This is a genomic window from Corynebacterium endometrii, assembly GCF_004795735.1.
In the GTDB taxonomy this organism is placed as follows: domain Bacteria; phylum Actinomycetota; class Actinomycetes; order Mycobacteriales; family Mycobacteriaceae; genus Corynebacterium; species Corynebacterium endometrii.
In genome coordinates, this window is record NZ_CP039247.1 from 724,716 (window position 1) to 745,734 (window position 21,019).

The window sequence follows — 21,019 nt, forward strand, 5'->3', positions numbered from 1 at the left end:
CAACGTTGCAATGTGAGGAAGGTAACTTAACTGGTAGCAAAAATTGTGACGGACTGCACTGTCTAAGTGGAGTGTGACGCAAGTGCTCGAGAATCTAGCCCAAACCAAGCACAGTAAAGGAGATACCGATGTCTGCAACGCCAGCGACCCCATCGCATAAGCGTGAGCCTGCGGCCGAGGATTTCATCGCGATGCGCGATAGCCAACAGTTCGGCGAACTGCGCGGCTCGTATCGCAAATTCGCCTTCCCCATGACCGTGGCTTTCTTCGTCTGGTACGTGGTCTACGTGGTGGCGGCGGTGTTCGCACCGGATTTCATGGCCGTCAAGGTTGGCGATACCTGGAATGTGGCCCTCATCTTTGGCCTCCTCCAGTTCGCTACCACGTTCCTCATCACGTGGATTTACGTGAAGTATGCAAACAAGAATATCGAGCCGCGCGCGGCCGCAATCCGTGAAGAATTGGAGGGCTAAAACATGAATTCTGTGATTCTCGCTCAAGAAGAAACCGCGGCGGGTAACCCAATCCTTAACATCGCGGTCTTCGGCGCCTTCTTGGTCATCACCATGTGGATGGTGCTGCGCGCCGGCAAGACCACCAAAGAAGCCTCCGACTTCTACACCGGCGGCGGCTCCTTCTCGGGCCGCCAGAACGGCCTTGCGATTTCCGGTGACTACCTCTCCGCGGCCTCCTTCCTGGGCATCGTCGGCGCGGTAGCGCTCCAGGGCTATGACGGCTTCCTTTACTCCGTTGGCTTCTTCGTGGCCTGGTTGGTTGCATTGATGCTGGTGGCAGAGCCGCTGCGCAACGTCGGCCGCTTCACCATGGCGGACGTCTTGTCCTTCCGCCTCAAGCAGAAGCCGGTCCGCGTGGCCGCGGCCATCGCGACCCTGTTCGTGTCCCTGTTCTACCTCATCGCCCAGATGGCCGGCGCCGGTTCCCTGGTGTCCGTCCTGCTCAACATCCATGACTTTGTCTGGCAGGCAGTAGTGGTGGGCGTAGTGGGCATCATCATGATCATCTACGTCCTCATCGGCGGCATGAAGGGCACTACCTACGTGCAGATGATCAAGGCCGTCCTTTTGTGCACCGGCATCGTCGTTATGTGCGTCCTGGTATTCTTCGCGGTCAAGGGCGGCTTTGGCACCCTGTTCCAGTCCGCTATCGATATGCACGCAAACTCTGACTACATCAAGGAGGAGGGCTACGCGGCCGAGGCCATCATGGAGCCCGGACTGAAGTACGGCGCGACCACCACCACCAAGATTGACTTCATCTCCCTGGGTATTTCCCTGGTTCTGGGCGTGGGCGGCCTGCCGCACGTGCTGATGCGCTTCTACACGGTTCCTACCGCCACCGAGGCGCGCCGCTCCGTCACCTGGGCGATTGTCATCATCGGTTCCTTCTACCTGCTGACCCTGATCCTGGGCTACGGCGCGGCCGCCCTGGTTGGTCCTGACCGCATCCTCGCGGCGCCGGGTGGCGCAAACTCCGCGGCGCCGCTGCTGGCCCTCGAATTGGGCGGCTCCGTCTTCATGGCCGTTATTTCCGCGGTGGCCTTCGCTACGGTTCTCGCCGTGGTCGCAGGCCTGGCGATTACCGCATCCGCATCCATCGCTCACGATGTGTACCACGCGGTCATCCGGAACGGTGAGTCCACCGAGGCCGAGCAGGTGAAGGTCTCCCAGATAACCGTGGTCATCCTGGGCATCGTGTCCATCATCCTGGGCATCCTGGCCATGACCCAAAACGTTGCATTCCTGGTGTCCCTGGCGTTTGCCATGGCGGCGTCCGCAAACCTGCCAACCATCCTTTACTCCCTGTACTGGCGCAAGTTCAACACCACCGGCGCTGTAGCCTCCATCTACACCGGTGTGGTTGCAACCCTGCTGCTCATCTTCTTCTCCCCAGCGGTCTCCGGTTCCGCAACCGCTATGTTCCCGAACGCCGACTGGGCTATCTTCCCGCTGTCCTCCCCAGGTATCGTCTCCATTCCTTTGGCCTTCCTGGCCGGCTGGATTGGCACCCTGGTGGGCAAGCCGGACAACCTTGAGCACCTGGCCGCCGAGATGGAAGTTCGTTCCCTGACCGGTGTTGGAGTCGAAGCCCCGGTTGACCACTAAAATCCCGCTCTCAGCGTGAATAATTCAGCGCCGCCTCGCCTTTTTATAAAAGTGCGGGGCGGCGTTAGTAATATGATCCTTCGTGTCTAGCCAAACCCCATCCCACAAGCCGGTCCGGCGCGTTATCGCGATCGTGGCAGCGGCCGTTGCGCTGATGGGATTTTCGTTTTATGTGGGTCGGGTCAGCGCTCCGGAGGACCAGGCCCCACGGCCGCTGCCGGCGGTGCAGCCCCTAAAGGCCGGGCCGGGTAGCCCTAGCAATCCCGCACTAAAGAAGTTTGTGGACAATCCCACGGCCTCCCAGCTGAGCTACCTTCGCCTTTCGGACGGTATGCGCATCGGTACCGCCACGGAGCGCTACGCCCGGCCGGCGTTGAGCCTCATCAAGCTCTACATTGCGGAATACGTGATTGAACACGGCACGGAGGAAGAGAAGTTCGAGGCGCTGGCCATGGTGAGCAATTCTTCCGATTCCTCCGCGGAGGCTTTATTCGAAAAGTACCCGGACTCCATCGATGATGTGGCGAAACGCTACGGATTACATTCCACGCGCTCCGATGAACGCTGGGGCTATTCCGTTACCTCCACCTATGACGTGGTGAACTTCATCGCTCAGCTCAAAGAGAAAAACCCAACGCACCCCATCCTCGTGGCCATGAGCCGGGCGGATTCCGTTGCGGCGGACGGCTACCGGCAGAATTTCGGCACGGCGAAGCTGCAAAACGTCATTGGCTCAAAGTTCGGCTGGTCGGACGACTTTGACCTGCATTCCTCCGTCTCGTTCGGTGAGAACTTCGTGGTGGCCGCCGCGGTCAACGGCAGCGCCGATGACCTGACCAGCTTCGTCAAGACCCAAATCACCGGCGAAAAGCTGCGTGAGGCAAGCCTGTACCACGTCAACAGGAGCCGCGCGCAGCGGGGGCTGCCGCCGCTTGAGGGGGATAGGGACGCCGCCGCTACTACCTCACGGCGTTCCGGAGATTCGAAGCAAGATTAGCTATCTGGTTAATCTGGTCCGCGCTCACGGAGGATCCGCCGTAGCTTATTCCGCCGTTGGTTACGCGCGGCAGATTGGGCACGCCGGGCAGGGACTCGACCTGGGAGCTGAGCTGGTTGAGCAGGTCGGCGGTGGCCGGGGTGGTGCTCGGAGCGGCTGGAGCAGCCGGAGCTGCCGGGGTGGTGCTCGGGGTGGCCGCCCCGCCTGGGGTCCACTGGCCCCAGTCGCGGGCGTAGACGTTATTAATGTCCACGGTAATGCCGTCGATGACCCGCTGGCGGCTTTGCGGCAGCTGGTGGATGGTGGTGCGCGGGTGGATCCTGCCGCCCGAGCCCCAGTCATGCATCCAGAAGTAGGTTCCAATGCCATCGGCGATGGCCCAGTCGATCACGTTGTAATTGCCGTACACGCCGGTGGAGTAGCCCGCGGCGGAGAGGGCCGCGGAGAACGCGCGCAGGTACGGGCGGATCTGGTTGTCATACTGGGCGCGGGAGGGGTTGTCATCGATGGCGATGTAGATTGGGCGTCCGGTGGGCCCGCCCGCGGCCCTGTGGAGGGCGATTGCCTGCGGCGCGTGGACCGCGGCACCGGCAGCGCCCTGCAGCCAGTCGGCGGTGTTGGCGCGTCCGTACTGGTAAACGGACGCGGTGGCCAGGCCGGATGCGGCGAAGGACTTGGTCTCGCCGAGCGTGACCGGCTTGCCCGCCATCCACTGGGCATCGGGGCGGCGCTGGGAGACGTAGCGCACGGCGCCCAAGTGCCCCGCGTTTCTTACCGACGCCGCCGAGGGAACGCCCGCCGAATAATCAATAACCGTGCCCAGGATTGGGCCTAGGGCGTGTGCGTGTGCCGCGTTGGCGTTCGCCGCCAGGCCGGTTGCCCCGGCGGCAATGGCGAACGCGCTGGCCTTGAGGAAGCCGCGGCGGTTGAGCGCGGAGGGTGATGTGGTCATAGGGGCTCCTGTTTCCATGATCGCAATCATGAACTCAAATCACTTGAGTCACGGCGGTTAACAGGCGTAACTCTAACACGGCCCGGCGCCGCGCGCATCGATCCACGCGCGCCGCCTAGAGGGTGTTGATCACCAGATTGCGTGTGTCGGCTTCCCAATCGCGGTCGATGACGGTTGCAATAAGCCCCGCCCGGCCCATTGCCTCGCCAAACCGGGCGTTGCCCGCGATGAGTTCATCCCCGCAGAGGCATAGATCATGTGGCCTTCGCTCGGCGGAGTGCGCATGGTCCCGGATTGCCTCGATGTGCTCCCGGATATACCCCTCCGTCATGACGAGGCACACCAGGCGAGTGCCCGGTGGGAGGGCATGCAGGTCGCCGAAGTCCACATAGCAGCCCTCTATGATGACGGACTGGCCATTTTCGTGGCAGGTCAGCGCCATTTCCCGGATGACGGGCCATAGCCACGCCGTGATGGAGGCGTCTGGATCGGTGGGCGAGGCGCCTACCAGGCCGGCCCGGATGAGCCCCATCTTGATGTGGTCCATGGAGACTACTGACACCCCGGTCTCCCGCATCATGCGCTGGCCCAGCGTGGTTTTGCCGGTGTGGGTATCCCCGGTGATGATGGTGATCAACGCCTAACCCCCAATGGCGCTCATGGTCCGGTCGGGCTGCACAAAGCTCGGGGAGCCCAGGGAGGTGACTTTGTTCGAACCGTAGGCCCTTGGCTTGGCCCACATTGCCTCACGCCAGCGGCGGGCTATGGCTTCGTCGGAACTGCCATCGCGCAGCAGCTCGAGCAGGGAGGTCTCCTCGTGGGAGAACAGGCAGGAACGGATGGTGCCCTCCGCGGTGATGCGGGTGCGGGAGCACTGCGCACAGAAGGACTCGGTGACGGAGGCGATGATGCCCACTTGGCCCAGGATTGGACCGCCATCAGCGCCGCGCACGTCCCACAGCTGGGCGGGGGAGGAACCGCGCGGCGCCGCATGCTCGGTGAGTAGGAAGCGCTCACCCAGGCGCGCGCGGAGTTCCGCGCCGCTTACCAGGTTCTCCTTGGCCCAATTGTGGTCCGCGTCCAGCGGCATCTGCTCAATAAACCGCAGCTGCAATCCGCGCCTTAAGCACCATTCCAATAGCTCGGGTGCGTGAGCGTCGTTTATCCCGCGCATCATCACGGCATTGACCTTGACCGGTTCCAGGCCCGCATCCTTGGCCGCCTCAATCCCGCGAATGACATCACCGAGCCGGTCTCGCCGCGTCACGGCGGCGAAATCCTCCCGGTTGACCGTATCCAGGCTGACATTTATCCGGCTAAGACCGGCCGCCTTGAGCCCCTCCACGCGCGCCTCGAGGCCTATGGCGTTGGTAGTAATCGCCACGGGGATCTCCGGATGCAACGCGCGCACCCCGGCGATGATCTCCTCTAGGTCCCGACGTATCAGGGGCTCGCCGCCGGTAAACCGGATGTCAGTAATCCCTAGGCGGCTGACTCCAATATCGGCAAGCCTGATGGCCTCCGCGGCGGTGAGCAGGCTGGACTTTTTCAGCCAGACCATCCCGGCCTCCGGCATGCAGTAGGTGCAGCGGAGATTGCATTTGTCCACCAGGGAAATGCGCAGGTCAGAAGCTATGCGGCCGAAGGAATCCTGCAACGGGCCTTCCGTGACCATGCCAGCCTCCTTCACATGGAACAATGGGATAGAAACGGTGAGTTGGCGTAGAGTTACAAGCCAGACTACAGGGTAGGCCACAAGGAGGGTTGCGTGAGAAAAGCGGCTGTCATCGCTGCGGCCTTCCTCGTCTCATCCTGCGGCGCGGGCCAGCAGGAAGCGGTGGTTTTCGCGGCTTCGTCCCTCAACGGTGTGGGGGAAGAACTCGAGGAGGCCTTTGAACTTGCTAATCCCGGCACTGAAATCACCATGAGTTACGCGGGCTCCGCCGAGCTGGTGCGCCACCTTGCCGCCGGTGCACCCGCGGACGTGCTAATTACGGCCGATGAGATAAGCGCCGAAGAATCGGGGCTCGACGCCCGCCCCGTGGCCACCGGCCGCCTGGTGCTCGCCCTGGCGCAAGGGAATCCGGCGGGCCTGACGGACCCGCGGGATGTGGGCTCGGCCCGCTTGGCGCTGTGCGCCCCCGAGGTCCCCTGCGGCCGGCTAGCCCGCCAGTTTCTCGAGGGCCCCGCGGCAGGCCAAGAACTTGCCCTTGAACCGAGTATGGAATCCAGCGTGACGGACGTGGCCACCAAGGTCACCACCGGCGCGGTCGATGCAGGTTTTATCTACGAGGCTAACGCGAAGGCTCTGGGCCTTACCTACCTGCCCTTGGACGGGGTGGCGGCGAATGTCTACCCCGCGGCCCTTACCAGTCGGGGCGCTGACAACGAAGCGGCCCAGGCCTTCTACCATTGGCTTACCGGCCCCGAGGCGCAGGAGATATTCAACCGGCACGGATTCGAAACGGTGGGCGGCGGTGAGTAGGGGAGCAAAGAACTACTCCACGCCTACCGGCTCCGGGGGCCTCGTAGCCGCCGCCCTGGCGTTTATCCTCAGCCCGCTCATAGCTTTCGTCGCGGCCGTACCGTGGGGCGGATTGGGCACCGTGCTCGGACAGGAGGCATGGGCGGCCCTAGGGTTATCGGCCGGCACCTCGGCGTTAAGCACCGGACTATGCGTGCTCTTCGGCCTGCCCGTGGCCCTGTGGTTGCGCCAGGTTGGCCTGCGCCGGCCCGTCCTGGCGGGGGCAGTCAATCTCGCGGTTCTAATACCGTTGGTGCTCTCCCCGGTGCTCACAGGCCTATCCCTCACCCTGCTGTGGGGGCGAACCGGGGTAGTAGGAGGGGCCCTCGACGCGCTAGGGCTTCCCGTGGCCTTTAGCCCCGCCGCCGTGGTGATAGTGCAGGTGTTTGTGTCCCTGCCATTCTTCGTGGCGGCCGTAGGGGCCGCGCTGCGCGCGGTAGACCGCGAATGGGAAGAGGCCGCCGCGCTGGATGGAGCCACGAGAAGCCAAACGCTGCGCTACGTGGTCATTCCGGCCGCCGCGCCGGGCATCATCACCGGTGCGGTACTAAGCTTTGCCCGTGCGCTGAGCGAATATGGCGCCACGCTCACCTTTGCCGGAAATATCGCCGGCAAGACCCAAACCATTCCCTTGCTGGTCGCACTGGGGCTGGGCGCCAACGATATGGATGCGGCCCTAGGCGCCGCCGTGCTGCTGCTGGGGCTGTACGTCCTGGTGATCGCCGTTATCGTAGCCATATGGCTGTCACGAAAGGACTAACCGTCATGGGACAATCGCGCACTCCTGAACAACACGTGGACGCCGTTAAAGCCCTGGTGGGGCGGCGCCCGCAAGTGAGCCTATCCCCAGTCGAGGCACTGGGCAGGGCGTTGAGCAGGGACGTGGTGAGCCCGGGGGATTCGCCGGCCTTTGATAACTCCCAAATGGACGGGTACGCGCTGGGTGAAGCGCACCTGGCCGGCGGCTCCTTTACCGTGGGCCCCTCAGTGGCCGCGGGGGCAGACCCTGACGCGGCGGTCCCGGAGGGCATCGGGCAGCAGATCATAGCGATCATGACCGGGGCCAAGCTGCCTCGCGGAACGCGGGCAGTGGTGCCGGTGGAGCGGTGCCGGCCGCCGGAGTTTATCGAGGAAGGCCCGGTGATGGTGCCGGCCACCCAGCGGGGACAGTTTGTACGCCGGCGCGGTAGCGACATCCGCGAGGGCGCCGTCCTGTTCGAGGCAGGCCACGTGGTTAACGCGCGCACGGTTGCCGCCTGCGCGTTGCTGGGCGTAGACGTCCTGCCCGTTGAGCGCCCGGCGTCTATTGTGGTCTGTACCGGCGGCGATGAAGTGGGCGGTGCCGGTGCGGCCTCGATCCCGGACGCCAACGGACCGCTCATTGAGTCCATGGCGGCCGATGCGCGAATAGAGGTAACGGCACGCATTTCGACTCCGGATGATCCCAGCACCTTGCGCGCGCGCCTAGAAGAGGCGGTGGCTAAACACAGCCCCGACGCGGTAGTGACATCCGGGGGAATCAGCCACGGAAAGCGGGAGGTGGTCCGCCAGGTGCTGGAGCCAACCGGTGGATGGTTCGGCCATGTCTCGCAGCAACCCGGCGGTCCACAAGGTTTGAGCAGTTTCAAAGGGACACCGGTGATAAGCCTGCCCGGCAATCCCGTCTCCACCGCCGTAAGCTTCCGGCTGTTCGTGGCCCCGGTCCTTGGCCACGCGCCAGGCACCATCCGCGCCGAACTAGCAGCGCCGGTCCGCGGGATTGAGGGTCGCGATTGCTTTTACCGCGGGGTCCTTGAGTTTGACAAGGCGCGCGCGGTGGCGCGCGTCCTAGAGGGCGCGGGGTCACATCTGATCGCCCAGTCGGCCGCGGCGACGTGCCTTATCCGAATTCCCGCCTCCGCCGACTACCAGGCCGGAGAAAGCGTCGCGGTCTACCCCTGGTGAAGCGGCAGATAGTTGACTAAATCACCGGCCTTCGCACCGGCGGGGTCAATGACTAGCAGGCAATCCGCGTTGGCATAACCGCTGAGCATGTGGGAATTAGTATTGGCCATGGGGGTGGCCCTGCCGCCGCCGAGGCTGGCCGGGATGAGGCGGACCCTGTCGCGGTGAAGCGCATGGAACTCGCCGTCAAGCGTGCAGGTGCGTACCGCCGGGAATCCTTGGCCGCGGGCGCCGGCAAACGCGGGAGCGGCAAAAGAATGCAAAGCAACGTGGGCGGCCAGGGGGTTGCCCGGCACCCCGATAACCAACTGTAAGCGTCCCCGCACACCGCGGCTGGCTATCAAGGTGGGGTGTCCGGGCTGGCAATGGATGGAATCGGCGAGGATTTCATCGGCGAGTTCGGTGATGCACGTCCGCGCGAAATCCTGGCCGGAACGTCCCGAACCACCGGTGACCAACACCACGTCCGCGGTGGAGGATGCCAGCCACTCCCTGACCTCATCCGGCGAATCCGGCAGGCGGTCCATGCGGCCGACCCGCGCCCCCATTTCAGAAATCAGCGTGGGGAAGGAGGAGCTGAAAGCATCACGGACCTCCCCCGGGCCGGGGATACCGGAGGTGATGACCTCGTTGCCGGTAAAGGCGCAGTCCACCGTCAGCGGCCTATCCGCCACCACGCTGTCCACACCGCACGCGGCGAGCAACGGCAGGTGGCGCGCGTGCAGCACCGTGCCAGCCTCAATTATGACGTCTCCCTGGGCTAGCTCCTCGCCAGCGTGGCGGACATCCGCGCCGGGGCTTATGGCGTGGCCATCGAGCAGTTCCACGCCCTCGCCTACCATTCGGGCGTGCTCGGCGCGGACGATTGCCTCGGTCCCATCGGGCAGGACGGAACCGGTCAGGATCGGCAGAGCCTGCCCGGGGCGCAACCGGCCGGATTTGCGGTGAATATTGCGGCCCTGTGCGCCTGTGGCCGCGGGCTCTAGCAGGCGCCACGGGCCGGGACCGGCAACGGCGAATCCGTCCATGGCGCTAGAGGAGTAATGGGGGACGGGGATGGGAGTGCACGCAGGTTGGGCGAGCCGGAGCCCAACCGCGGGGACCTGCTCCTCCGCACGATTTAGCCCTATTGACCGCCCGGCGTCATAGACCCGCTGGCGCGCAACAACCCAGCGCGCAGCCCCTGGGGCCACCCCGAAGCCGGCGTTCGTCGCGTCATCCCACGTGTCCACGTCCCGAGCGGCATCGTCACCCAGGGCAATCTCGCGCAGGTCGAGCCCGTCAAGGCAGCGTTTTACGGATCCGCCGCGTACCCCGTCGAACGCGGTGCGCGCGGCATCGAGGCGTAGCCGGCATAGCAGCGGCTGGGGATACCCGCCCGCGACGGCGATGAGCCCGTCCCCGTGAAGTTCGGCCTCGAGGAGGCCAGCAACCTCCGGGGAGGGCATGTCCGCGGCGAGGATCAGCACGGAATCTTCAGGGCCGCCGCCAATCGTGGCCAGCCCCGCGGCGATGGCCGATGCCGGCCCGCTTTGCGGGGGAGCCTCCCGCACTCGCCTCACCCCGGCCGGCAGATCCATCGCGGGGCCCACTACCACGCGCCGGGCGCAGCCCGCGGTGACTCTAAGCGCCACATCGATCAGGCGCTCGCCGCCGTCCATACGCTGGAGAAAAGGCTTGTCAGGCACCATGATGGGGGCGGACCGGTGGACGCGCGAGCTGCGGCCGCCGGCCAGGATGATTGCGTAGGTAACCATGTCTGCAACTATATAGATACTCTGGAGATACTCTGGTGAGGACAAGAGAGAGAAAGGTTGCGCATGTCTGATTCGCTCACGCACGTTCGCGCGGATGGTTCCGCCCATATGGTTGACGTCACCGCCAAGGCGGAGACCTCCCGTACCGCCGTGGCCACCGGCACGGTGCACATGCAGCCCGAGGTCCTCTCCATGCTCTTCGATGCCCAGCTTCCCAAGGGCGACGCCCTGCCCGTGGCCCGCGTCGCCGGAATCATGGGAGCTAAGAAAACCCCGGAGATCATTCCGCTGTGTCACCCGTTGCCGCTGGGGAAGGTCACGGTGGATTTCGAGCGGGGTGACGGCTGCGTGGTCATTACGGCGAGTGTGAAGACCCGTGGGGTAACAGGCGTGGAAATGGAGGCGCTTACGGCCGTGTCCACGGCGGCGCTGACCGTCTATGACATGATCAAGGCCGTAGACAAACACGCGGTCATTAGCGGCATTCGCGTGCTGTCAAAGTCAGGCGGCAAATCCGGTGACTGGAGCGTTAAATAGTGGCACGCGCTCTCGTTGTCGTGGCGTCCACGCGCGCGGCGCGCGGCGAGTACCGGGACCGCTCCGGCGCCCTGCTAGTCGATTGGCTGCGCGACCAGGGCTTTGAGGTTGGGGAGCCCCTCATAGTCGCCGACTCCGATATGCCCTCCGCTATGCAAACCCTTTTTGCCGGCGACCCGCCGCGCGTGGTGCTCACCACGGGAGGAACGGGAATAACCTCCGATGATCACACGGTAGCGGCCGTGCGCCCCTACCTCGATAAGGAATTGCCCGGCATCATGACGGAGTTTTTCCGCCGGGGAGTAGAAAAAGTCCCCACCGCGATTCTCAGCGGTGGGGTAGCGGGGATCGCCGGGCGCACGTTCGTCATGACGCTGCCGGGCTCTACCGGGGGCGTCAAAGATGGAATCGCCGTGCTTGAGCCGGTCCTAGACCACATAGTTGCGCTGCTTGAGGGAACGCCCGGGCACTAGGGCTAAAATCCGCAGCTGTTAAGGCCTGGATTCAAGTACAACCTCGAATTCCAACAAATCCGCGCCTGTGGCCACGGGCTTCTTGCCGCCGGTGTGGGCTCCGCCGTGGGAGGCGCGATTGCGCTCTACGGCTTCCTCGCCGGACTCGCCCGGCTTGCGGGTGTGCGGGTCTGAATCGCGCCACGCGGCGAAAGATTCTTCATCGGCCCAGCGGGTTACCACGAAGTAGCGGTCATCGCCGGCGACAGGGCGCAGGAGTTCAAACCCCTCAAAGCCAGGGGCGGAATCCACTGCATTCTTGCGGGCGGCAAAGCGCTTCTCAAGTTCCTCACCAGCGCCCGCCGGGACGGAAATGGCGTTAATCTTTACGATAGACATGGTCCCAGCTTAGCCGAGGAATCTTTCCATCGGGCGGCCCCGGGCAATTCCCATCAACCCGCGCGCCATGCATAGATAACGCCCCGCCTTCTAAGCGGTGAAGGCAGGGCGCTTGCTTCGGTGGGCGGGGCACTAGGCCATCGCCTTAACCGATGTACATGGTGTGGTCAGGGTCATGGGCCTTCTCACGCAGTTCGGCCTGGCGCTTGCGGAGTTTATTGACGGCCGGGGCGATCAGCGAGATAGCGATGAGCATGACGATTGCCAGGAACAGCGGGCGCTCCAGGAAAGTGCCAAGGTCGCCCTCGGATACCAGCATCGTGCGGCGGAACTCCACCTCAAGGATTGGGCCGAGGATGAAGCCCAGGATGAATGGGCCCAGCTCAAAGTTCGCCTTACGCAGGATGTAGCCAATCACGCCGAAGATAATCGCGGTGATGACATCGAACAGGGAATTCCGGACGGAAAATACGCCGCAGATTGCCACGATGATAATGATCGGCGCCATGATGGAGCCGCGGATGCGCAGCATCTGAACGAACACGCCCACGAGCGGCAGGTTGAGCGCCAATAGGAGCACATTGCCGATGTACATGGAGGCAATCACGCCCCAGAATAGCTGCGGGTGATCGTTGATCAGCGTGGGGCCCGGGGTGATGTTTTGCAGCAAAAGCGCGCCGAAGATCAGCGCCAGCACGGGGTTCGGCGGAACACCCAGGGTTAGCAGCGGAATGAAGGCGGAGTTCGACGAGGCGTTATCGGCCGTCTCAGTGGCCGCCAATCCCTCGATGGCGCCCTTACCAAATTTTTCCGGGCGCTTGGAGACCTTCTTCTCCACGCCGTAGGAGACCACGGAGGCCACGGGTCCGCCGCCGCCAGGAATCATGCCAATAATCGTGCCAACCACGGCCGCGCGGAGGATGGCGAAGCGGGCGAATACCCAGTCCATCTTTGACGGCAGCTTAGGCTTGACGGGGAGGTCCTTGGTGCCGGTGTAGAAACCGTGCTCCGCGTTGTAGATGAGCTCGCCGATGCCGAACAAGCCCACGGCCACGGCGACGATGTTGATGCCGCCGAGCAGCTCGAGGGATCCAAACGTCAGGCGGGCGTTACCGTCGATTGGGTCGATGCCGATCATCGAGACGACGATGCCCAGGCTGCCGATGATGAGGGCCTTGGCCTTGGAGCCCGATCCGAGCATCACAATCATGAACAAGCCGAGCGCGGCCAGGATGAACATATCCGCGGAAGTGATGGAACCGGCGATGTTCGCCATCGTTGGCGCCATCAAGGTCAAGGTCAAAATGGCGATGGTGGAACCGATGAACGAACCGAAGCCGGTGAGGGACAGAGCCTCGGAGGCGCGGCCCTGCTTCGCAAGCGGGTATCCATCGAATGTCGTTACCACCGCGGCGGCGTCACCGGGCAGGCGGAGCAAAATTGCGGGGATGCGCCCGCCATACATGGAACCGTAGTAAATACCGGCCAGCATCATGATCGCGGTAGTCGCATCGAGCTCGTAGGTGAGCGGCAACAGCAGAGCGATGGCGGTAACCGGGCCCAGGCCCGGAATCAGGCCGATGACGGTACCGACGACTACGCCGATGGTGACAAACAGGAGGTTCGTCGGGCTAAAAGCCACCTCGAACCCACTAAAGAGGTTCATTATAGAATCCATAATCGAAGGCCGTCCTTTCTAGAGCCAGCCCGGGGCCGGGTTCAAAGAAACCTGGAAGCCCAAGACGAAGATGAGGTAGCACGCAGCCGGAACCGCGATGGATAAAATGATCACGTTTCGCCACGACTCCTCGGAAGACCAGCGAGAAATGATCAAGGTGGCAATGACCGCCGCCACGAAGAATCCGCCTGCCCAATACAGCACCACGAATGCGGCCAGGCCCAGCATCATGGCGCCGGAATGGCTGACTCGGTGCGGGTTGAAGATCTCAAACTTTTCCTTCAACAACCAGGTAAAAGGCAGGCAGATGGCGATGATTATGCCGGCAGCCAGCAGCAACAATCCCGAGCCTGGGGCCGCCAGCGTGCCGGTTCCCAGCCGGAATGAGTAGGCAATCAAGAAGGCGGCCACCGCGGCCAAACCCAACATGATTATGAGAAACATCGGCGTGTTGCCCTCGCGCATGCCGGACGTGTCGATGCCTAGGCCTTCCATCTCCTGGATGTCAGCCCCTGCGTCGGCCGCCCCGGCCGTTGTCTGCCGCACGTCTTCTGCGGGGGTGAGACGCGGATCTGAGCCCAGCTTAGGGGTGCGTTCAATGCTCATCGTTTCTCAATTCCTAACTCGGCATAGTCGGCAGAAAGACGGTTCTGTTCCTCAGGAACGTATACGTTCATCCAGTCGGGGCCTTCAATTTGGGGAAGCTCGTAATGATTGGCCTCGAGGAACTCCTGGTAGCTTTCCGAATTGATGGCCTGTTCGGCGACCTTCGTCAGTTCCTCCAGGCGCTGGGGATCCATGCCGTCCGGCACGGCTAGGGCTTGGGAACCGAGGTACTCCGAGCCGGGAAGACCCAGTTCTTCAACGGTAGGAACGTCGGGGAGGGCCTCCAGGCGCTTTTCACCGGTCACGGCCAGAATCCGGGTCTCGCCGCCCTTGGCGCGGGACATGGCGGTGGAAACGTCCGTAACCGCGAAGTCCGTTTCCCCCGACACTGTGGACTGAATGACGTTGCCCGAGCCGTCGAAAGGAACCGCGCGGCCGGTCACGCCCTGCTGCTTGAGGATCATTCCCAGTAGAGCCTGGCTGGCATGGCCCACTCCCAGGGTGGCGTAGGACGCCGAGCCGCCTAGGGCATCGAGCTGCGTCAAATCGGTAATCGGGGAGTCAGCCTTGACGGAAATGGCGAAGGGGGTTTGGCTCAGGCCCACTACCGTTTCGAAGTCCTGCGGTGAGAATTCCACATCCTGCAGCAGCTGGGCGGAGGTGAAGGCCGCTACCGGGGCGAAATAAAGGTTGTAGCCGTCCGCCTCTTTGAGCATGGCTTCGGTAGAGCCCACGATTCCGCCGGCGCCCGGGCGGTTGACTACCAGGACGTTGGCGCCGGTGATTTGCTCGAAGCTTTCGGCGAAGGCGCGGGCGACCACGTCATTGCCACTGCCGGCGCCGTATGCAACTAGTAGCTCTACCTTGCGGGAGGGGTATTCGCCATCTTCCTGTGCGCAGGCGCTCAAACCGCCTGCCGCGACCAGGCACATGAGCCCAGCTAGTACTTTCTTCCTTGTCATGAGTGTTTACCTTTGTGCTTACGCGGACATCACGTCTAGAGCGGGATGATGTCCATGTCATTGGGAATAAGGAGTTTTCCGCTATACGTAGAGGTGGCACGCTCCCACACTTGGTTCGGCGAGGTACCCGGAACCAGGTGGTGGAGGGCGAGGGTGCCCACGGAGGCGTCTGCGGCAACGCGCCCCGCATCCTCTGGCAGCGTGTGTGATTTTTTATGGTGGTCGATCGCTGCGCGGCCCATCTCGGTGTTGACATCGTTGAACCGGTAAATCCAATCCACGTCAATAGCCTCGTGCAGGAGCACGTCCGAGCCCTCGGAAAGACGAGTGAGGTTCTCGCTGTGGCGGGTATCGCCGGAGATCACCACGGACTTGCCATCGCGAGTATCAAACCGGAAGGCGAAGGACGGGGCAATGGGCGGGTGAACCACCAGCGTGGCGGTGACGGTAACCCAGTCATCCTCGTGGATCACGAAGGGGGCCATGTCCGGGTGCGGATTGTCATTTGCGTCGAAGCCGCAATCCTCCGGTAGCTCAATGTCCACGCCGCGCCAGATTTCCAGCGGGTTGGGCCGCAGATTATCGAGCACTCGGTCGTTGATGTCCGTGGCATGCGAGCGCAGCGTGTAATCAACGATTTGCTTCATACCCGGGGTGGGGTCATCCGCGAATACCGGTTCCACGTTCTCGGTGGCGCGCGGGGAAACCGGTGGCAGCGCCCCGCGATTGCCCGGACCGTAGACCGGCACCTGCGGAAGCGGGCGGGTGAAATTGGGGAAGGAGAGGGCCAAGACGTTGACCAGGTCAATCGTGTGATCAGAATGCAGGTGAGTGATGAAGATGCCGCCGAGGTTGTTGATGTTGAGCCCGGCCTTCATGATCTGGCGGTAGACCGATTGGCCGCAATCGACCAAGTACCAGCGGTCACCGACCACCACCGCGGTGGCGATTCCGCAGCGCGGCTCCGCCCCATCCGCGGGGGTCCACACGCGTGGGCCGCCTGCCGTGCCCAGCGTGATGATAGAAGACTCCATGTTTCACCTGCCCTTTCACATTTATCTACTGATTAATAGATATATAATAATTTGTCTGAAGAGCAAGGAAAACGTGTTAATATTGTGCTTCCAACAAACCTGGGGTTTAGATATGGGTAACAACATCACGCTGCGCCAGCTCGAATATTTCGTAGCGGTAGCAGAGCACGGGTCTATTGCCGCGGCCGCCGAGGTTGTCCATGTCTCTGCGGTCGCGGTAGGAGCGGCGCTAACGGAATTAGAACGCAGTTTTCCGTACCCCTTCTGGTGCGCGAGCGCTCAAAGGGGGTGCAGCTTACGGACGAGGGGCGGGCCGCGCTGGTTCAGGCGCGCGACATTCTTCGGCGGGTGACCACGCTGCCGGCCCTCGCCGGGTTCCATGCCCAACGGCCCACGACGCTACGTTTGGGCATCTTTGGGGCCTCGTCCGCCCTCGTGTTGCCCGCGGTGGCCCGCTATTTCGCTGAATTGACGCCGCCCGTCCCGGTGGAGTTCAAGGATGGCTCCCTGGACGAGCTTGCCGAACTGATGAACCAAGGCGAACTGGACGTCGTGGTGGGCTTTCTAAATCAGCTCGCCCCCGGCCTCAAGGCGCTTCCAATCATGCACGTGACCCCGGGCCTCATTGTTCCGCCGGGGCATCCGCTTGCCCAACGCAGCCGAATCCGCCTCGCGGATCTTGCCGACGAAAAATTGGTGTTGCTCAGGCTTGAGCCCGCCTACACCATCATCAAGCGCCTGCTGGATTCCCGAGGGGTGGGGCATACGGTTAGGGCGGCGTACCGCAGCGTGGAAAACATCAAGTCCGCCGTGGCCGCGGGGCAGGCCGTGGGTTTGCTGTATTCAATAGGCCCGGACTTGCGCAATGCTGAAGGGCAGCCGCTATCAGTCATAGCCATCGAGGACCTCGAACTGGATAACGCGCTGAGCATCATGATCCCCGATTTCATGGAACCTGCGCCGGTGCTCGACAATCTGGCCGAGGCTGTGCGGACTATCACCCTAGGCTCGCCCCACACCCGATTGGTTGACCCGAGCGAATACCAGTGGGTCAGGCGCCCGTTGGAGTAAGGTCAATGAGACCGCGCGCGACAGGGCGGATCTAAGATTTTAGTTTGTTTCTAGACAGTTTTAACCATGGTGACACGTGGTAGCGAGCGGGTTAAACTCTGGGCTTATGAGTAGTACGCCTCCCACCTCCCAGAACGCCGCTGTGGGCGATTCCGAGACGGACGATGGCCGCTCCGCGCTGACGCGGGCATTCTTCCCGGACGGTTCCGAGCCCGATCCGCGTTTTACCCTCGCTAATGAGCGCACCTTCCTGGCTTGGACCCGCACCTCTCTGGCGTTTCTCGCCGCCGGCGTGGCCCTGGAGGCCTTCCCGATTAACGGGCTCTCCGAGGTGCTGCGAACCGCCCTTGCCATTGTGGTGCTCGTGGTGGGCGTCTTCATCGCCGGTGGCGCCGCCGTGCGTTGGCTGCGGGTGGAGCGCGCCATGCGCCGCAGCCAGCCGCTGCCGGCCCCGGCGATCGTGCCCTTCCTCTCCGCGGCCGCTCTGGGGGCCGGAGTCACCGCCATCATCATTTTCTTGGGCTTTTAGATGGCAAAGATCCCATACTCCTACGCCGCACGGAGGCGGCCTCTGGATGTGCCTTGGCATGAGGACGTGGGCGTGCAGCCCGAGCGCACCGCGCTCGCCTGGACTCGCACCGCGATTTCGCTAGCCGTGGTCTCCAGCGTCTTCCTGCGCTGGGCGCGCGAGTTTGGCCCGTGGATGCTCCTTATCATCTGCGGCTATATGATTTCCGCCGCGCTTATCGTGGTTACCTCGCGGCGGCGTTATTCGTTAGGGGTCCACGGGATCATCAAGGAAAAGGTCCAGCCCAACACCCTGGCGGTGGTTATGATGACGGCCTCCAGCATCATCATGGGGCTGCTGACGCTCATCCTGGTGATCACTCACTAACGGTCCGTGGGCCCTAGGCCGCGGGCTCTCAGTGGCGGGTCTATTACCTCGACTGGAGCGACGGAGCATTTCGCGCTGTGTAAAAGAGTGAACTACGTAAGCTAGTCGATTCTGGAGCGCCTAACAGGGAGTTCAAATTCGTAGTTAGGGATTGCAGAAGACTCCTAGGCGTAAATCTGATTTCCTAAGACAGTCTCGCTACACGAAGTCCACCATGCAAAAGTGCCCCATTTCTTGAAGCGTCGCCACAGATGGCTAAAAGAAACGGGGCATCAAGGAGGCAAGCTCGGAGCCTTTTGGGCTTAAGCTACCTAGAATTGCGTTGAACTAAAGCCAACGCGGAGGTGAAGGCACCTTGCCCTGCGGCGATTCTACGCCGGCGTCACCGCGTCCTGAGGCCCACCGAGCTAAGCCGGCTAGGGTTCCGTGAATCTCAATCGATGCGGTCTCGCTAGCTTCGTAGCTATTGCCGGAATCGGAGTCGATCAAGACTAGTCCTGCTCCATCACCGTTGCTGCGCCACTTTTGTACGATTTCTGGAACCAGCGTCTCTAATATTACTCGTGGGACATCAGAGAAATTGCCAGTCTTATTCAAATCGATAGCATGAAGCCAGACTTCACGGGTGCGCATCCACAGTGTCTCAGAAGCCTGTACAGTTCGTCCCTGAGCGGTACGAACCTCGCTTGACCATGCTGCATCGTCGGCATCGCGCCATGCTACATCGAGGCGCACGAGTGTGTGGTCGTGCAAGTTGCGAATTGCATCTGGGATAAGGGTAGAACCAAACTCAATTTCCCGATTTCGTGCCTCCGGAGAGGAGTACATGGGGGTTTCCTCACCAGTGCTAGCCCAGTGCATGAGGTTGCACAACGCGTTAGCGTTGTAGGCGACGTGCGCGGCTAGGTGTGCTACGTCCCAGTCCTCTAAGAGAGTGGGATCGCCGAACTCGTGGTTGCCGATTAAAGCTAGCTGGCCAGAGTAGAAGGCGGTGCCCCGGCGTGTGAGGGTAAGCCTTTCACTTATCGGTAGATTGTGGAAGTTAACCATCGGTTTACTCGAATACAGTCTTGTTGGCTACTTCGCCTAGGCCCTCAATGGTCACGCGGGTGACGTTGCCATCCTGGATGTACTTCTTGGGGTCGCGTGCGTGGCCCACGCCTCCCGGAGTACCCGTAATGATCACGTCGCCGGCATCCAGTGGGTAAATATGAGAAATGTACTCGATCAGCTTGGCTGGGGTGAAGACTAGATCATCGGTCGGGGTAGACTGAACTTTTTCGTCTTCGAGGTAGGTAGCCAACTCACCGCCAAATTCGAAGGAGTCCTTGGTAGTCATCCAAGGGCCAAAGCCTGCAGACTTCTCCAAGGACTTGCCTTGATGCCATTGCAGGGTGCGGTACTGGTAGTCGCGGGTGGTGTAGTCATTCATTACTGCGTAACCAGCGATGTATTCCTCAGCTTCGGATTCAGCTACGCGGCGGGCACGCTTACCCACGATGACTGCCAACTCGCCTTCCCAGTCAAGCGCACTGTTAGCGTAGTCAGGAACGTTAACATCATCGTAGGGGCCGACGAGTGCGTCGGGGAATTTTACAAACAGGGTTGGGAACTCTGGCAATTCGCGGCCCATTTCCTTGATGTGGTTTGCGTAGTTTAAGCCTACACAAACAATCTTCTTTGGAGCTGGGACTACGGGCGCAAGATCGGTTTTAGTAAAGGTGATTTCTTCGCCGGCAGCGTCCGCAGCAATCTGCTCCCACTTTTCCTCTTGGAGCAGGGCGCCTAAGTCCGGATAGCCATCGATTACAATCGCGGTGGTCTCGGACTCGACGCGAGCGGCGACGGTCAAATCGTTACGACGAATAGTTGCAAGACGCATTATTTAGATACCTTTCGGAATGAATACTCGAGCCAAGTCGAGCTTTTCAAAAATTGGGAAATCGGAGAAACAGAACAGATCTAGGCCATCGGTGTCGGCCTGAACTGACCACTTTTGCCAGGATGGAATATTTACAACGTCACCCTTGGCTACTTCGAAGGACTTTTCTCCAACGTTGATAGTACCGGTGCCCTCGAAGACCTGGAACACGCGATTGCCCACCTCGTGGGTCGGCTCGGTCTCTGCAGAAGGCCGGAGGCGGTGAAACTCGCATCGAATCGTGCTCATTACGTCGCCACCGGTGGTGGGGTTGGTGTAGCGGATTGCAGCATGGCCAGGGCCTGCAACGCCGGGGAACCCAGCATCCTCGAGTGCAAGTTGGTCATTAAGTGCGGCGTCCGTATGCGCCCAAGAATAGCGGCCGATTGGGGAGGAAGAGGTCTGGCCAGGGAATGCCAATGGGCGTAAGCCTGGGTGGGCCCATAGCTTTTCCGAGCGTGAGAACTCAGGTGTGGACTCGTCAGTCAAGGCCTCAGAGCCATACTCGAAAAATCCGGTGTCCATTTGGTGCTGGAAGGGGATATCTAGTCCGTCGAGCCAGGCCATTGGTTCGGTGGCGATATTATGATGGCCGTGGAAGTTCCAGCCAGGAGTCAGTAGGAGATCGCCTCGTTTCATCGGCACTGCATCACCGTTGACCACCGTCCATACGCCCTCGCCTTCGATGACGAAGCGGAAAGCATTCTGGGAATGGCGGTGCTCTGGAGCATTCTCTCCAGGTGCAAGGTACTGGATCGCGGCCCACAGAGTCGGGGAGATATAGGTATTCCCACCTAGGCCGGGGTTGGCAAAGCCCAGTGCCCTACGCTCGCCGCCACGTCCTACAGGGACTAGTTCGCCGGAGCGCCGCGCGAGTTTGATGAGGTCCGCCCAGACCCACTTGTGGGCTACTGCGGCAGGCTCTGGGGTATTAGGCATGAGACCGCCAATCTGGCGCCATAAAGGCTTGAGGTAGGTCTCATCCATCTTTTGGTACATGGTTTCCAGTTCTGCAGCCTCTTCAGGGGTGGGCTCGGGAACCTTGAATTCCACATGTTTGTTGGAATAATCGCTATCTGCCATGTTGTCCTCCATGCAATTCTCGTGCGATTTATTTCTGTGAGCGCCACCATATTCCGCACCACACGTGCTCTCAACAACTTTCCG

24 protein-coding genes are annotated in these 21,019 nt (G+C 61.9%); 12 read left to right on the forward strand and 12 right to left on the reverse strand.

Going from position 1 to position 21,019, the window contains the following annotated elements; all coding sequences use genetic code 11:
• Window positions 1–128: 128 nt before the first annotated feature.
• From CENDO_RS03265 to CENDO_RS03275, 3 genes are all read left to right on the forward strand, one after another.
• Complete coding sequence (locus CENDO_RS03265) at window positions 129–473, forward strand: DUF485 domain-containing protein (RefSeq protein ID WP_136140760.1); 345 nt, start codon at window positions 129–131, stop codon at window positions 471–473.
• 3 nt (window positions 474–476) lie between these two features.
• Complete coding sequence (locus tag CENDO_RS03270; protein WP_136140761.1) at window positions 477–2,123, forward strand: solute symporter family protein; 1,647 nt, start codon at window positions 477–479, stop codon at window positions 2,121–2,123.
• Between the two features lie 82 nt (window positions 2,124–2,205).
• A complete protein-coding gene (locus tag CENDO_RS03275) occupies window positions 2,206–3,120 on the forward strand; it encodes a hypothetical protein (RefSeq protein ID WP_210726563.1) in 915 nt (304 codons plus the stop codon).
• Here CENDO_RS03275 and CENDO_RS03280 read toward each other — a convergent pair.
• The 3 genes from CENDO_RS03280 to moaA all read right to left on the reverse strand — a co-directional run bounded on the left by CENDO_RS03280 (window position 3,083) and on the right by moaA (window position 5,747).
• Window positions 3,083–4,072 carry a DUF1906 domain-containing protein gene (locus CENDO_RS03280; RefSeq protein WP_136140762.1) on the reverse strand — a complete coding sequence of 330 codons (990 nt, stop codon included), beginning with the start codon at window positions 4,070–4,072 and terminating at the stop codon, window positions 3,083–3,085. The genes CENDO_RS03275 and CENDO_RS03280 overlap by 38 nt on opposite strands.
• A 115-nt stretch (window positions 4,073–4,187) precedes the next feature.
• A complete protein-coding gene (locus tag CENDO_RS03285; RefSeq protein WP_136140763.1) occupies window positions 4,188–4,709 on the reverse strand; it encodes a P-loop nucleotide/nucleoside kinase family protein in 522 nt (173 codons plus the stop codon).
• Window positions 4,710–4,712: 3 nt separating this feature from the next.
• Complete coding sequence (moaA, locus tag CENDO_RS03290; RefSeq protein ID WP_136140764.1) at window positions 4,713–5,747, reverse strand: GTP 3',8-cyclase MoaA; 1,035 nt, start codon at window positions 5,745–5,747, stop codon at window positions 4,713–4,715.
• Window positions 5,748–5,840: 93 nt separating this feature from the next.
• On the opposite strand from moaA, the gene modA reads away from it, so the two are divergent.
• Genes modA through CENDO_RS03305 form a run of 3 tightly spaced genes read left to right on the forward strand, consistent with a single transcriptional unit; the run spans window position 5,841 to window position 8,540 of the window.
• Window positions 5,841–6,557, forward strand: coding sequence for a molybdate ABC transporter substrate-binding protein (gene modA / locus CENDO_RS11260; RefSeq protein WP_136140765.1), 717 nt, complete (start codon window positions 5,841–5,843; stop codon window positions 6,555–6,557).
• Window positions 6,550–7,356, forward strand: coding sequence for an ABC transporter permease (locus tag CENDO_RS03300; RefSeq protein ID WP_246014361.1), 807 nt, complete (start codon window positions 6,550–6,552; stop codon window positions 7,354–7,356). The genes modA and CENDO_RS03300 overlap by 8 nt, the downstream gene beginning before the upstream one ends.
• A gap of 5 nt (window positions 7,357–7,361) precedes the next feature.
• A complete protein-coding gene (locus tag CENDO_RS03305) occupies window positions 7,362–8,540 on the forward strand; it encodes a molybdopterin molybdotransferase MoeA (protein ID WP_136140767.1) in 1,179 nt (392 codons plus the stop codon).
• On the opposite strand, the gene CENDO_RS03310 is transcribed toward CENDO_RS03305, so the two are convergent.
• Entirely contained in the window at window positions 8,528–10,297 is a 1,770-nt protein-coding gene (locus tag CENDO_RS03310; RefSeq protein ID WP_168707161.1) for a molybdopterin-binding protein, read from the reverse strand. The genes CENDO_RS03305 and CENDO_RS03310 overlap by 13 nt on opposite strands.
• Before the next feature lie 63 nt (window positions 10,298–10,360).
• Between CENDO_RS03310 and moaC the strand changes: the two genes are divergently transcribed.
• The gene (gene moaC / locus CENDO_RS03315) at window positions 10,361–10,834 is read left to right on the forward strand and encodes a cyclic pyranopterin monophosphate synthase MoaC (protein ID WP_136140769.1); all 474 of its coding nucleotides are present in this window, start codon (window positions 10,361–10,363) and stop codon (window positions 10,832–10,834) included.
• Window positions 10,834–11,307, forward strand: coding sequence for a MogA/MoaB family molybdenum cofactor biosynthesis protein (locus CENDO_RS03320; RefSeq protein WP_210726564.1), 474 nt, complete (start codon window positions 10,834–10,836; stop codon window positions 11,305–11,307). The genes moaC and CENDO_RS03320 overlap by 1 nt, the downstream gene beginning before the upstream one ends.
• An 18-nt stretch (window positions 11,308–11,325) precedes the next feature.
• Here CENDO_RS03320 and CENDO_RS03325 read toward each other — a convergent pair whose 3' ends face one another.
• From CENDO_RS03325 to CENDO_RS03345, 5 genes are all read right to left on the reverse strand, one after another.
• A complete protein-coding gene (locus tag CENDO_RS03325; protein WP_136140771.1) occupies window positions 11,326–11,685 on the reverse strand; it encodes an antibiotic biosynthesis monooxygenase family protein in 360 nt (119 codons plus the stop codon).
• 145 nt (window positions 11,686–11,830) lie between these two features.
• The gene (locus tag CENDO_RS03330) at window positions 11,831–13,351 is read right to left on the reverse strand and encodes a tripartite tricarboxylate transporter permease (protein ID WP_246014363.1); all 1,521 of its coding nucleotides are present in this window, start codon (window positions 13,349–13,351) and stop codon (window positions 11,831–11,833) included.
• 30 nt (window positions 13,352–13,381) lie between these two features.
• Window positions 13,382–13,969, reverse strand: a complete 588-nt coding sequence (locus CENDO_RS03335; protein ID WP_136140773.1) for a tripartite tricarboxylate transporter TctB family protein — start codon at window positions 13,967–13,969, stop codon at window positions 13,382–13,384.
• A complete protein-coding gene (locus CENDO_RS03340) occupies window positions 13,966–14,931 on the reverse strand; it encodes a tripartite tricarboxylate transporter substrate binding protein (RefSeq protein WP_136140774.1) in 966 nt (321 codons plus the stop codon). The genes CENDO_RS03335 and CENDO_RS03340 overlap by 4 nt, the downstream gene beginning before the upstream one ends.
• A 35-nt stretch (window positions 14,932–14,966) precedes the next feature.
• The gene (locus tag CENDO_RS03345) at window positions 14,967–15,965 is read right to left on the reverse strand and encodes an MBL fold metallo-hydrolase (RefSeq protein ID WP_136140775.1); all 999 of its coding nucleotides are present in this window, start codon (window positions 15,963–15,965) and stop codon (window positions 14,967–14,969) included.
• A 112-nt stretch (window positions 15,966–16,077) separates the two neighbouring features.
• On the opposite strand from CENDO_RS03345, the gene CENDO_RS11420 reads away from it, so the two are divergent.
• The 4 genes from CENDO_RS11420 to CENDO_RS03365 all read left to right on the forward strand — a co-directional run bounded on the left by CENDO_RS11420 (window position 16,078) and on the right by CENDO_RS03365 (window position 17,931).
• Complete coding sequence (locus tag CENDO_RS11420) at window positions 16,078–16,317, forward strand: helix-turn-helix domain-containing protein (protein ID WP_168707162.1); 240 nt, start codon at window positions 16,078–16,080, stop codon at window positions 16,315–16,317.
• Window positions 16,254–17,036, forward strand: a complete 783-nt coding sequence (locus CENDO_RS03355) for a LysR substrate-binding domain-containing protein (protein ID WP_168707163.1) — start codon at window positions 16,254–16,256, stop codon at window positions 17,034–17,036. The genes CENDO_RS11420 and CENDO_RS03355 overlap by 64 nt, the downstream gene beginning before the upstream one ends.
• A 106-nt stretch (window positions 17,037–17,142) precedes the next feature.
• On the forward strand, window positions 17,143–17,565 hold the full coding sequence (locus CENDO_RS03360) for a YidH family protein (protein ID WP_136140778.1): 423 nt from the start codon (window positions 17,143–17,145) through the stop codon (window positions 17,563–17,565).
• Window positions 17,566–17,931, forward strand: a complete 366-nt coding sequence (locus CENDO_RS03365) for a DUF202 domain-containing protein (protein ID WP_136140779.1) — start codon at window positions 17,566–17,568, stop codon at window positions 17,929–17,931. It begins immediately after the preceding gene.
• Between the two features lie 327 nt (window positions 17,932–18,258).
• Here CENDO_RS03365 and CENDO_RS03370 read toward each other — a convergent pair whose 3' ends face one another.
• From CENDO_RS03370 to CENDO_RS03380, 3 genes are read right to left on the reverse strand one after another with little or no spacing between them, the layout of a single operon-like run.
• Entirely contained in the window at window positions 18,259–18,981 is a 723-nt protein-coding gene (locus tag CENDO_RS03370) for a maleylpyruvate isomerase family mycothiol-dependent enzyme (protein WP_136140780.1), read from the reverse strand.
• A 4-nt stretch (window positions 18,982–18,985) separates the two neighbouring features.
• On the reverse strand, window positions 18,986–19,813 hold the full coding sequence (locus CENDO_RS03375) for a fumarylacetoacetate hydrolase family protein (protein WP_136140781.1): 828 nt from the start codon (window positions 19,811–19,813) through the stop codon (window positions 18,986–18,988).
• Between the two features lie 3 nt (window positions 19,814–19,816).
• A complete protein-coding gene (locus tag CENDO_RS03380; protein ID WP_136140782.1) occupies window positions 19,817–20,935 on the reverse strand; it encodes a cupin domain-containing protein in 1,119 nt (372 codons plus the stop codon).
• Window positions 20,936–21,019: the final 84 nt, after the last annotated feature.